Source organism: Campylobacter concisus, from assembly GCF_902460625.1.
Classification (GTDB): Bacteria; Campylobacterota; Campylobacteria; order Campylobacterales; family Campylobacteraceae; genus Campylobacter_A; species Campylobacter_A concisus_AD.
This window is the reverse complement of sequence record NZ_CABPUT010000002.1, coordinates 349,308-360,928: the sequence shown is the minus strand read 5'-3', so window position 1 is coordinate 360,928 and position 11,621 is coordinate 349,308. Positions and strand designations below refer to the sequence as shown.

12 protein-coding genes are annotated in these 11,621 nt (G+C 39.0%); 8 read left to right on the top strand and 4 right to left on the bottom strand.

Translation table 11 applies throughout. From position 1 onward, the window contains the following. Positions 1-136: 136 nt before the first annotated feature. Genes F3G69_RS09430 through F3G69_RS02155 form a run of 3 tightly spaced genes read right to left on the bottom strand, consistent with a single transcriptional unit; the run spans position 137 to position 2,070 of the window. Positions 137-355 carry an Rrf2 family transcriptional regulator gene (locus F3G69_RS09430; protein ID WP_219808660.1) on the bottom strand — a complete coding sequence of 73 codons (219 nt, stop codon included), beginning with the start codon at positions 353-355 and terminating at the stop codon, positions 137-139. 45 nt (positions 356-400) lie between these two features. Next, positions 401-745, bottom strand: a complete 345-nt coding sequence (locus tag F3G69_RS02160; RefSeq protein ID WP_103599856.1) for a hypothetical protein — start codon at positions 743-745, stop codon at positions 401-403. A 2-nt stretch (positions 746-747) separates the two neighbouring features. Beyond that, positions 748-2,070, bottom strand: a complete 1,323-nt coding sequence (locus F3G69_RS02155; RefSeq protein ID WP_149714265.1) for an NFACT RNA binding domain-containing protein — start codon at positions 2,068-2,070, stop codon at positions 748-750. Positions 2,071-2,304: 234 nt separating this feature from the next. On the opposite strand from F3G69_RS02155, the gene F3G69_RS02150 reads away from it, so the two are divergent. The 3 genes from F3G69_RS02150 (at position 2,305) to F3G69_RS02140 (ending at position 6,260) form a co-directional block, all read left to right on the top strand. After that, positions 2,305-4,434: a TonB-dependent siderophore receptor gene (locus tag F3G69_RS02150; protein WP_103599858.1), complete on the top strand. Its 2,130-nt coding sequence runs from the start codon at positions 2,305-2,307 to the stop codon at positions 4,432-4,434. Positions 4,435-4,517: 83 nt separating this feature from the next. Next, a complete protein-coding gene (gene leuC, locus F3G69_RS02145) occupies positions 4,518-5,783 on the top strand; it encodes a 3-isopropylmalate dehydratase large subunit (RefSeq protein WP_103604161.1) in 1,266 nt (421 codons plus the stop codon). Between the two features lie 153 nt (positions 5,784-5,936). Beyond that, positions 5,937-6,260, top strand: a complete 324-nt coding sequence (locus F3G69_RS02140) for a hypothetical protein (RefSeq protein ID WP_141089780.1) — start codon at positions 5,937-5,939, stop codon at positions 6,258-6,260. Between the two features lie 65 nt (positions 6,261-6,325). On the opposite strand, the gene F3G69_RS02135 is transcribed toward F3G69_RS02140, so the two are convergent. Continuing rightward, complete coding sequence (locus tag F3G69_RS02135) at positions 6,326-6,583, bottom strand: SemiSWEET family transporter (RefSeq protein WP_021091682.1); 258 nt, start codon at positions 6,581-6,583, stop codon at positions 6,326-6,328. Between the two features lie 127 nt (positions 6,584-6,710). Here F3G69_RS02135 and F3G69_RS02130 point away from each other — a divergent pair, with 127 nt between their 5' ends. From F3G69_RS02130 to F3G69_RS02110, 5 genes are all read left to right on the top strand, one after another. Beyond that, positions 6,711-7,199 (top strand): DUF7832 domain-containing protein, encoded by a 489-nt coding sequence (locus tag F3G69_RS02130; protein ID WP_149714264.1) that lies wholly within the window; start codon positions 6,711-6,713, stop codon positions 7,197-7,199. A gap of 105 nt (positions 7,200-7,304) precedes the next feature. Beyond that, the gene (locus F3G69_RS02125) at positions 7,305-7,880 is read left to right on the top strand and encodes a molybdenum cofactor guanylyltransferase (protein WP_149714263.1); all 576 of its coding nucleotides are present in this window, start codon (positions 7,305-7,307) and stop codon (positions 7,878-7,880) included. Continuing rightward, entirely contained in the window at positions 7,870-8,838 is a 969-nt protein-coding gene (locus tag F3G69_RS02120) for a phospholipase A (RefSeq protein WP_223155856.1), read from the top strand. The genes F3G69_RS02125 and F3G69_RS02120 overlap by 11 nt, the downstream gene beginning before the upstream one ends. Positions 8,839-9,004: 166 nt before the next feature. Further along, complete coding sequence (locus F3G69_RS02115) at positions 9,005-10,399, top strand: GntP family permease (RefSeq protein ID WP_149714262.1); 1,395 nt, start codon at positions 9,005-9,007, stop codon at positions 10,397-10,399. Next, a complete protein-coding gene (locus F3G69_RS02110; RefSeq protein WP_149714261.1) occupies positions 10,396-11,529 on the top strand; it encodes a glycerate kinase family protein in 1,134 nt (377 codons plus the stop codon). Before F3G69_RS02115 ends, F3G69_RS02110 begins: the two co-directional genes overlap by 4 nt. The last annotated feature ends 92 nt before the right edge of the window (positions 11,530-11,621 follow it).

The following is an 11,621-nucleotide window of genomic DNA, read 5'->3' as shown; positions in this document are numbered from 1 at the left end:
TTTATAAAAATTCCTACATAAAGATACATAAAAATAGTTAGGAGCGCATAGCGTTCCTAATAAATAAAATAGATTGGTTTTTATATATCTGCCTGCTTTTTAAATTCTATAACCTAGTTTGTCTACTTTTTAAATTTTATAAATTAATAAGCTCATCTAATAGATCTTGTAAAGTAATGTTTCTTAAACTATTCTCTAAAGCTTCTTGTGCTTTTAGGAGGGGAGGGGTTAAGAGGCCTTCGATCTTGCTACCAAGTGGGCAGGCTTTAGGTGAGTCAGAGTGGATCTTAAAAAGTTTTTCTTTATCATTTACTGCGTTAAAGATTTGAAGGAGGGTTAGGTGTTGGGGGAGTATTGCTGGCTTGAGATGTGGTGTTTGTGGGGTAGGGGTGTTTAGGTATCAAATAGTTATGTCAAGCATGTGATGTTCGTTAGGCTCAATTTCTTCGTTATCTGTTATATTATCCAAATTTTCTCCGTCACTATCTCTTGAATTTTGTTTTTCGCTCTCAAACTCACTTGCCTCTTCTTCACTTTTTTGGCGCTCATGTTCCTTTTCAGGGTCTATTTTATAAGACTCTTCCATCGGACGCACCTCTTTGATCTCTTCACTTTGTTGCGAGGCAAGCTCAGCTGCCATTAAAGACTGCATATCAAATCTAGCTTGTTGATTTGCATGTACTTGCGATACTACTGGTGCGTTTTGATTTATAAAGTTACTATTTCCTAAAGGTGTTACAGCCATTTTTAGCCTTTATTTATGATGATAGTTTTATAGTTCGTATAAGTGACATTCGCACCGTTTTCACGCTTTAAATTTTCACGCTTAGTGTAGTCTACCTCGTATCTGCCAGCTCCCTTTACGCTAAATTCTACGCAGAATTTAGCTGCCATTTCTAGAACATCTTCAGGCACCCTACTCTTATTTGTCTTGATGATGACGTGAGCGCTTGGGGCGTCTTTTAGATGAAGCCAGATGTCATCTTTTTTGGCAAGGTCAAGCAAATTTATATTGCCTTTTTCGTTTCTACCAACTAGTATTTTAAATTCTCTAACGTAAAAAATTTCAGCATTTTCACTCACATCTTTTACGTGGCGTTCTCTTTGTTTTGCTTTGTTTTTTGGGCTTAAAATTTCAAGCTCATAAAGACTGTTCGCTTCTTTTAAAAGAGATTTTAGTCCTTCAAAAAACTCGATTTTTTCTTTTAAATTTCTCTTTTCTATATCTACACCAATGGCTTTTGCACGAAGTTTTTTTGATCTTGTGTAAAACTCATTTGCACTATTTTTTGGTGTATCGCTAAGAGTTAGTTTTATCTCGTTGCCATCAAAATCTTTCAGGCAAATTTCTCTCTCGTAGCCCTTAAAATTTCCCAGATTTGCAAGTAAAAGTGATCCTAAATTCGCAGCTTCTTCACTCTTTCTCATTAACTCATCTTTATCTTCAAGTGAGTTTAAAATTTCGCTCATGCTATCTATCTTTTTTTGTACGCTTGTAAGCTTCGCCTCTTTTAAGCCAGCTATCCTGGACTCATTTACTCTGACCGCTTCGCTCTTAAAAAACGCCTCAAAGTCAGTTATGGGCTCGCACGGTTTTTCTTTGATGGCGATAGCTGGAAGCTCTTTTAAAACTTCACCAGTTTCTATTTTGCGGTAGCTATTATCGATATGTCTTAACGCCTCTATTATTACGTTGTTTTCATCAGTTATCACAGCATTTGTAAAGCGGCCAGTAAATTCAAGATAGAGGATAAAATTTTTACTTTTATATGAGCCACTTTGCGTGCAGATAAATTTTAAAATTCTATTATCTTTTAAGCATTCAACGCTTTTTATATGCGAGGCATTAAAGCGCTTTTTTAGGACATTATCAAATGGTGCTTGATAGATTTTTGCTTCTTTTAGTTCGTCATCTTTGTAGATAGCGGAGTTTGATTTGTTTAGATCAAAGATAATCTTCTCCCCATTAAATTCGATTAAAATAGCCATATCATTAATGCGTTTTGCTTGGTTTATCTTTGTAAAATTTGATAGATAACTTGCTATTTGAACTAAATGTGCGTACTTCATGTGGGGATTATATCAGAAATGTTGCAAAAATGTTTTAACAAAAGCTTTATCACTAGCTATGATAAAAATAGTAAAAATCTGTTTTCTGATCTATGTTTAATTTTTTTAAATGTTTTATTTGTAATGTTATTAAAATATAAATTTTTCGTAAATTTTTTTCATAAAAATTTAAAATATATTTTATATAATGATAACTATTTTTATAATATTAAAAATTTTTTTAAGGGATGATAAATGAATAAATTTCGCATTAGTGCGGTGCTTTGTTTTGCTATTTCTGCTTTAAATGCTACTGATGTAAGCTTAGATGGAATTAGCATTGAAGATAGCGCAGACGATGGTTATAGAGCCACAACGAGTGAGGTGGGCAAGACAAATACGCCAATTCTTGAGATACCACAAACTGTAAACGTTGTAACCCAGCAGCAGCTAAAGGATAAAAAACCAGAAACTCTAGCCGAGAGCCTTCAAAATGTGAGCGGCGTTAGCTACGGAAACACCACGGGCGGCATCTTTGACTCGATCATAAAAAGAGGATTTGGTGGCGGACGCGACGGCTCGATCATGCGAAACGGGGTGCCCGCTAGCGTCATGCATAGCTTTAACAAAACCGTAGAAAGCGTCGAAGTGCTAAAAGGTCCGGCTAGTTTGCTCTACGGTGCGCAAGAACCTGGCGGCATCATAAATATGGTCACTAAAAAGCCAAAATACGACTTTGCAAACGAAATTTGGGCTGGTATCGGCAACCGTAACTACTGGAATACAGGCTTTGATATCACAGGACCTATTGCGGAGAGCGGGTTTGCGTATAGATTTATATTTGATACGATGCAAAAAGACTACTGGAGAGAGTTTGGCGAATATAAAAATGTTCTCTTTGCTCCCTCACTTTCTTATAAAGGCGATGACTACCGCATAAATTTGGCCTATGCGCACACACGCTCGACCGATCCGATCGACCGAGGCATGTATCTCATTCCAAGCACTGGGAAACTACTACCCATAGATAAGAAAAGACGCCTTGACGAGCCATTTAATAAGCTAAAAACAAAGCTTGACACGCTAGATGTAAATTTCGAGAAAAATCTCGGAGAAAACTGGCTACTAAAGGGCGCTTACGCGTTTTCTCGCTCAAAGCACGAATACGGTCACATCAGGCTAATGAACGTAAATTTAAACACGGGCGTTGCGGCTAGACGAAACGAGGCGTATGACGGATTTATCCACCGCACGCATGCTGGATCATTAAATTTAAACGGCTACGTTAAAACTGGCGAGATAGAGCATAACTTACTCTTTGGCATCGACGCAAAGGAGTACTACCGCTATAGACCCGGCGCGCTAAACAGCTACAGCTCAGGCACGACGCACAAAAATTTCCCGATAAATATCTACAGTCCAGTCTACGGCACGGTCGCCTATCCGTCCGATCGAGCCTCCGGCATCCAGTACCAAAAGCTAAAAACGATCGGATTTTACGCACAAGATAGCATAAATTTAACTGAAAACTTAATCTACTCTTTAGGAACTAGATATGAATACTACGACCAAGTAGCTCGCGGCACAACTAGTGGGCCAAATAGCACAGATCAGCAAGATGGTAAATTTACGTGGCAAACTGGACTTTTATATCTACTAACGCCTCAGTGGTCGGTCTATACCAACTACGCACAAAGTTTCAATCCACAAATGGCTATGAAAGGCGATATCGGCGATATAAAGCCTGAAGAGGGCAAAAGTATAGAGTTTGGATCTAAATTTCAAAACGATAGCATAACGGCTAGTGCGGCGGTTTTTAATATCAATAAGAAAAACATCATGCGTACCGTAAGTGGCGTGAGTACGCCAGTGGGCGAGGCGCGCTCTAGAGGATTTGAGTTTGACTTTAACGGCCGCGTGACGCAAGGGCTAAGCGTAGGCGCTAGCTACGCATACACTAAAACCGAGGTGCGCAAGGATAGCGGCGCGTTTGCCGTGCTAGTGGGAAAACCGCTAGAAGCCACGCCTAAGCACCAAGCCAGCCTCTTTGCTAACTACGACTTTAGCCACCTAGGCGCAAAAGGCCTAAGGATCGGCGGCGGAGCTAGATATTTTGGCTCGTGGTATACATACTATATGAGGACAAATTTACCTGCAGTACCAGTAGGAACGGCATTCAAGATGGATAGTGCGGTCGTTTACGACGCATTTATCAGCTATGATACCAAGATCGCGGGCTACGAGACGAATTTCGCCTTTAACGTCAAAAACTTGACCGACAAGCTTTATTATACGTCCTCGTCAACCGGTACGGATGCTAATATCATACCGATACAACCAGGTTATGCTCGTCAGTTTATGCTAACGGCTAGCGTTAAATTCTAAATTTACTAGGCCTTTTGGCTTAGTAAATTTTCTTTAAATTTAGCAATTTTCGTTAAAATCGCCTCAAAATTTAAAGGAAATTTATGAAACAAACTATCACCGAGAAAATATTTTCAGATCACGTTGGCAAAGAGGTAAGCGCTGGAGAGATCATCGAGAGCAAGATTGATATGATCATAGGCAACGATATCACGACGCCTATTTCGATCAAGCAGTTTGAGCGAAGCGGCGCTAAAAAGCTAGCTAACCCAGACGGCTTTGCCATCGTTATGGATCACTACATCCCGACAAAAGATATCTTAAGCGCCAACCAAGCCAAAATTTCACGCGAATTTGCCTACAAACACGACCTTAAAAACTATTTTGATGAAAAAGATATGGGCATCGAGCACGCGCTTTTGCCTGAAAAAGGGCTAGTCATTCCAGGTGACGTCATCATAGGAGCTGATAGCCACACCTGTACACACGGTGCTCTTGGAGCGTTTAGTACCGGCATGGGTAGCACCGACCTAGCTTATGCGATGATCACTGGCAAAAACTGGTTTAAAGTGCCTGAGAGCATCAAAGTTGTCTTTAAAGGTAAGCTTGATAAGCACGTTTATGGCAAGGATCTTATCCTTGAGATCATCCGCCAAATAGGCGTTGATGGTGCACTTTACAAGGCGCTTGAGTTTAGCGGTGAGGTGATAGAGGGCCTTAGCATGGATGATAGATTTTCAATGTGTAATATGGCGATCGAAGCGGGCGCAAAGAGTGGTATTATCGCGGTTGATGAGATCACAAAAGAGTTTTTAAAAGATAAAAATTTACGCGATAAACCAAAATTTTTCTACTCAGACGAGGGCGCAAAATACGACAAAATTTTAGAGATCGATGTTACAAACCTTGATCCAGTCATTGCATATCCATTTTTGCCAAGCAACGGCAAGAGCGTAAGACAGGCGGTTCGCGACGATTTAGCCATTGATCAAGCATTTATCGGTTCATGTACGAATGGCAGATTAAGCGACCTGCGTATCGCAGCACAAATTTTAAAAGGCAAAAAAGTAGCCCGCAAAACAAGGCTCATCATCACTCCAGCGACGCAAAAGATCGCAAGAGCTGCCGAGAAAGAGGGCTTAATCGACATTTTCATCGAAGCAGGAGCGGTTGTGAGCAATCCAACTTGTGGCGCTTGTCTTGGCGGATATATGGGTATTTTAGGTGCAAATGAACGCTGCATCTCGACGACGAATAGAAATTTTGTCGGACGTATGGGCGATAGAACGAGTGAAATTTATCTAGCCAACTCAGCAGTTGTAGCGGCCTCAGCCATAGCAGGTAAAATCGCCGATCCAAGGGACTTATAAAAAATAATATGGATAGTTTGATATCTGACTTATTGAAAATTGTACTTGGTGCAGTCCTAACAATGTGTGCGCAATGGGTGTACGCTAATCTAAACACAAAAAAAGAGAAAAATAAACTCAGGCGACAAAAGCTAGAGGAAGCGTTTATTATAGTTGGGGGATATTTTAGGGGGAATACATTATAAAGTAGCTTTATTAATAAATCCAAATTTAAATATAGAAAATCCAAAATTTGAAATTGGTAAATTACACTCGCTTATCAGTTTTTACGCACCAGAACTGCAAGAGGACTATAAGGATTTTATGTCTACATATCAAGAATTCGGTCCGCTTATCCTAAACAAATTCAGAACTTTAGATAGTGATGACAAAAGAATAGAGGCAACAACTGAGGAGCTAGTGCAAATGATCTTTTCACTAAGCTCAAAAGGCAATATAATTAAAGAAAAGTTAGCCAAAATAGCGCAAACACTATAAATTAGTTGTTGCGGCGAATCAAATAATGTTTTATTGTAAAATCGCCACAACAACTAAATGGTGCATTAAAACGCTGTTATCGTAGCCAAAAGACCAAAGATTATGCCTGGAAAGTTTGCGGCAGAAAGTGGATAGTCTTTTTTAGCTTTTAATAGACCGTAACTTGTCCAGATTGTGCAGTTTAGTGCAGCCGCTAGTGGCTGTATAAAAGGTGTCTTGTTGCCGTCAAGGTTACCCATTATTTGTGGGATGTATGAAAAGTACATAACAACTGATAGGCATGTGCCGATCCAGCCTAAAATTTGTAGATTTTTTTCGCTCATTGCTTCTCCTTAAAATAAAAGCGCCATTATATCTTTTTTAATCGTAGCAAGTAAATGTACAAAATAGCCAGATTTTTACTGCGATTAAGATGGTTTTAGTAAAATTGAGCATTTTAAAAGGATAAAAATGCCAGATATAGTATATGACAAAGCAAAATGGCACTGGGGTGCGAAAGATGCGCCGACTGATATACCGCATGAAAACGGTGCGACACACATTGCATTTTTCTTTCGCTGGTGCATGGAACACAAATTTTATTCAAAGGAATTTGCGGCAGATTTTGCGGACGATATAGCACAGATGGACGAAAATTTTAACTATCGTCAGTATCTTTTTGACGCTATGGACGGCGTACTTGGAAGCGCGGAGCTAAATACTGTTGGTAAAGCCTTTGCAAAAGCTTACTATACGACCGATCGGACAAAATTTGCCAAAATGTATGGTTGGTATTTGCAGGATTATACGGATTTTGTTTCTAAAAAATTTGGTGAAAAATACTTTGATAACGCCTATTTTTATATAGAAAACTCACAAGAAAACTATGCCTTGATCAAAGCTATTATTGATCGTCGCTACGAAGAATTTTTAACAATGAAAAGGGCAAAGCAGGCTTAAAATTTCACAAGTAGCATAAACAAAAATAAGTTTTTATCACATATTTTTGGTAGATCAAAGCCGCTTTTAGCTAAATTTAGCCTCATAACTTTCTTAAGGGAAAAGATGCAAACTTGCGTGATTTTAGCAGGTGGCAAAAGCTCGCGTATGGGGCAAGATAAGACACTTTTGCCATTTGGTGGTTTTAAGACGCTTACTCATTATGAGGTTGCGAAATTTAGCAAAGTTTTTGACGAAGTTTATGTAAGCTCAAAATTTGAGAAATTTAGCCCGCCACTAAAGCTTATAAAAGATGAAAATAGCAATAACTATTCGCCAATGCTCGCGCTTTACTCCATTCTTAAAAATTTTGATCATAGCATTTTTGTGATACCAGCTGATATGCCATTTTTTGATCTTAAAAGTTTAGAAGAGCTTGCTAAATTTAAAGATAAATTTGACATGGTTGTGGCCAGTGATAATGAGCACATTCACTCGCTTTGTGGTTTTTTTAGCCCAGGGCTTGCCACTTTGGCTCATGAGTTTTATTTAAAAAATGAGCATAAAATCGGACTTTTGAGAAAAAGCTGTAAATGCAAAGTCGTAAATTTTGAAGATAGTGAGCAGTTTTTTAACGTAAATTTCCCTGACGAATACGAAATGGCAAAGAAAATCCAAGAAAAGAAGATAGATGATGAGTAAAATTTTATTATTTTTAAGCCTTAGCCTTAGTTTTTTGATGGCAGGTGGGCTAGATGATTTTAAAAGAGCACAAGAGCTGGAGCAAAGTGGCGACATAAAGGCTGCGATGCAAATTTATAAAGAGCTAGCCAAAAGCTCTTTAAACGAGCAAAACGTGATACAAAATTTACAAGAGAGCGAGCCAGCACCAAGAGAGGCGAAGCTGAAGCAAGCCGATCTTTTAAGAGAAGATAAAAGTGGTAAAAATTTACAAAATGCACTTGGTATCGAGCTTTATAAATTTAACTACCTTTTACCAGTAACTTATGCTAAAAATGTGCCAAACGATGAGCGAAAAAGCGTTGAAACTAAGTTTCAAATAAGCCTTGCAAAGCCGTTATTTTATGACCTATTTGGATTTAGAGAGAGCCTTGTGGCAGCCTACACGCAGACATCTTGGTGGCAGATAACAAGAACCTCAGCGCCGTTTCGTGAGACGAACTATCAGCCAGAAATTTTTCTAAATTTTGCTTCGCCAAAATATTTGGATCAAATAGGTGTTAAAAATCTAAAATTTGGACTTTTGCATGAGTCAAATGGACGAGATGGTAGCAATTCAAGAAGCTGGAATAGAGCTTATGTGCAAAGTGATTTTATTTTTGGCAAGCTTAACATTTCGCCAAGAGCTTGGATGATAGTGGGCAATAAGGGCGATAATAAAGATATATTAAAATATATCGGGCATGGCGATGTAAGGCTTAGCTACAACCTTAATGATCACATTTTTAGCCTAATGCTAAGAAATAACTTACATTTTGATAAAACAAATAAAGGTGCTGCTGAAATTTCATATATGTTTCCTATCTTCTCAACTGGGGTTTATGGCTATTTGCAGTATTTTACGGGATATGGTGAGAGTTTAATTGATTATAATAAGCATACTGATAAATTTGGTCTTGGTTTTGTTATTTTAAAATAAGCTAAAAATTTTAAACTTATAAAATGGCTAAATTTAGGCAAATAATCATAAATTTACTCAAATATGTCAAAAAAATTTAATTAATCAAAAAACTTAAAAATATTAGAAAAAATACAAGCAAATTTTGCTAAAATCTTAAGCAAAATCTCAGAGCAAAGGAGTTTTTATGAGCGGAATCTCACTAATTGTCTGTTTTGTTGTAGCCATCATACTTATGATCGTTATGATCTCTAAGCTAAAAGTGCATCCATTCTTGGCACTTATGAGCATTTCTTTGGTTCTTGCGATCGTCGCAGGCATTGATCTGTCCAAGATCCCAGCGATGATAGGTGTCGGCTTTAGTGGCACATTTAAGAGTATCGGTATCGTTATTATCTTTGGAACGATCATCGGCACTGTGCTTGAAAAAACTGGAGCTGCACTAAAGCTAGCTGATATGGTTGTAAAGCTAGTCGGACAAAAGCGTCCAGAGCTTGCTATGCTCATCATGGGCTGGGTTGTTGGCATTCCGGTATTTTGCGATAGTGGATTTGTCGTTTTAAACTCTATTCGCGAGGCGCTTTATAAGAAAATTTCAGCAAGCCCAGTCGCGATGTCAGTCGCACTTAGTGGCGGCCTATACGCATCTCACGTCTTTATCCCGCCAACTCCTGGCCCAATAGCAGCTGCAGGAACACTTGGTCTTGGCGGAAATTTACTCCTTGTTATCATCATGGGAACAGTCGTTTCAGTACCTGTTTTGATAGCTGTTTATTTCTTTTCAAAGAGTGTTGGCAAAAGTGTGACTATCAGCGACAAAGATGCTGACGCTACCATCACAGCTAGTTACGAAGAGCTTTTAAAGAAATTTGGCACGCTACCTAGCGGATTTTTAAGCCTTGCTCCTATCATCATGCCTATCATTTTTATGGCGATCGGCTCTATTGTCGATGTTTTAGCAAAACAAGGCATGTTTGATAAAACGGCTCTCTTGCCAAAGATACTTTTATTTTTAGGAAACCCTATCATTGCTCTTGCAATCGGCGTGATCTTTTGCGTATTTTTATTAGTCGAAGCCAGAAAGATAAGAGAATTTGACCACATCACGAACGAGTCTTTAAAGATCGCTGGACCGATACTCTTTATCACAGCAGCTGGCGGTGTTTTGGGTAATGTCATCACTGAGGCTGGCTTTGTAAATTTCATAAAAGAAAATGCAACCGCTATAAAAGCGATAGGAATTTTCTTCCCATTCATCATCTCAGCCATACTAAAAACCGCTCAAGGAAGCTCGACCGTGGCTATCATCACGACAGCATCTATCATGGGCGCATTTAGTGTCGACAACTCGCTCATGCATACACTTGGCTTTACGACCGAGCTTTCAGCTGCGCTTTGCGTCATGGCGATAGCATCTGGTGCGATGTGCGTATCTCACGCAAATGACAGCTACTTCTGGGTTGTGACAAATTTTAGTAAGATGAGTGCAGAACAAGGATATCGTACACAAACAGCTATGACGTTTATAGTGGGTATCGTTGGTATAATTAGCGTTTACATATTATCTTTGGTGCTTTTATGAGAATTTTAGTTGCGATTGATTCATTAAAAGGCTCGCTTAGCTCGCTTGAGGCGGGCCTTGCTATAAAAGAAGGACTAGAAGAGATTGGCTGTGAGGTCGTTGTCAAGCCTATCGCAGATGGTGGTGAGGGTAGTGTAGAGGCGATGGCTGATGCACTTGGTGCAAAATTTATAGATACGATAGTTAAAAATCCACTTGGAATTGAAATTTTAGCTAGATATGCACTAAAAGATGACCTTGCTATACTTGAAATGTCAAGTGCTTCTGGCCTTACACTCATAAATCCAGATGAGAGAAATCCACTAAAAACTAGCACATTTGGCTTTGGTCAGATGATAAAAGATGCCATTGCTAAAGGTGCTAGAAAATTTATCATTGGCATCGGCGGAAGCGCGACAAATGACGCTGGTACAGGCATGCTTAGCGCACTTGGCTTTAAATTTTATGATAAAGATGGTGCTTTACTTGAAGGAAAAGGTGAGAATTTAGCCAAAATTTATGAGTTTACAGATGAAGAGGCACTAAAAGAGCTAAAGGAGTGCGAGTTTTTAATCGCCTGCGATGTAGATAATCCTCTTTATGGTATGAATGGAGCTGCTCACGTTTATGCCCCTCAAAAGGGTGCAAATGGCCGTATGGTAAAAGAGCTTGATGATGGGCTAAAACACTTTGCAACTCTTGTAAAGGAAAAGACTAATAGCAAATTTCACACACAAAAAGGTGCTGGCGCAGCTGGTGGACTTGGCTTTGCATTCGTGGCATTTTTAGGAGCGAAACTTCGCCCAGGTATTGAGATCATTACGCAGACTATCGCACTTGAGGATGAGATCAAAAAGGCTGATCTAGTCATCACTGGTGAAGGCCGTATGGACTTTCAAAGCTCAATGGGCAAGACACCAACTGGGGTTGCAAAACTAGCAAAAAAGTATCATAAGCCAGTGATCGCATTTGCTGGAAGCGTGCAAAAATGCGCCAAAGATTGCCACAAAAATGGGATTGATGCCTATTTTTGTATATTAAATGAGCCAGTAAGTCTTGAAGAAGCGATGAGAAAAGATGTCGCGATTAGAAATTTAAAGATGACAGCAGAGCAAGTCATTCGCCTTTATATGCTAAACTACAAAGCATAAATTTAAGAAGATAGAAGTTTATTTTCTATCTTTTTCCCACTTCTTTCTAAATTTTACTATCCAAATTCTATCTTTTAAGTGCTACAAAAATT

Coding starts and splice junctions, on each gene's coding strand:
- F3G69_RS02160 (WP_103599856.1), bottom strand. CDS start 745: ATGGCTGTAACACCTTTAGGAAATAGTAACTTTATAAATCAAAACGCA.
- F3G69_RS02155 (WP_149714265.1), bottom strand. CDS start 2,070: ATGAAGTACGCACATTTAGTTCAAATAGCAAGTTATCTATCAAATTTT.
- F3G69_RS02150 (WP_103599858.1), top strand. CDS start 2,305: ATGAATAAATTTCGCATTAGTGCGGTGCTTTGTTTTGCTATTTCTGCT.
- leuC (WP_103604161.1), top strand. CDS start 4,518: ATGAAACAAACTATCACCGAGAAAATATTTTCAGATCACGTTGGCAAA.
- F3G69_RS02135 (WP_021091682.1), bottom strand. CDS start 6,583: ATGAGCGAAAAAAATCTACAAATTTTAGGCTGGATCGGCACATGCCTA.
- F3G69_RS02130 (WP_149714264.1), top strand. CDS start 6,711: ATGCCAGATATAGTATATGACAAAGCAAAATGGCACTGGGGTGCGAAA.
- F3G69_RS02125 (WP_149714263.1), top strand. CDS start 7,305: ATGCAAACTTGCGTGATTTTAGCAGGTGGCAAAAGCTCGCGTATGGGG.
- F3G69_RS02120 (WP_223155856.1), top strand. CDS start 7,870: ATGATGAGTAAAATTTTATTATTTTTAAGCCTTAGCCTTAGTTTTTTG.
- F3G69_RS02115 (WP_149714262.1), top strand. CDS start 9,005: ATGAGCGGAATCTCACTAATTGTCTGTTTTGTTGTAGCCATCATACTT.
- F3G69_RS02110 (WP_149714261.1), top strand. CDS start 10,396: ATGAGAATTTTAGTTGCGATTGATTCATTAAAAGGCTCGCTTAGCTCG.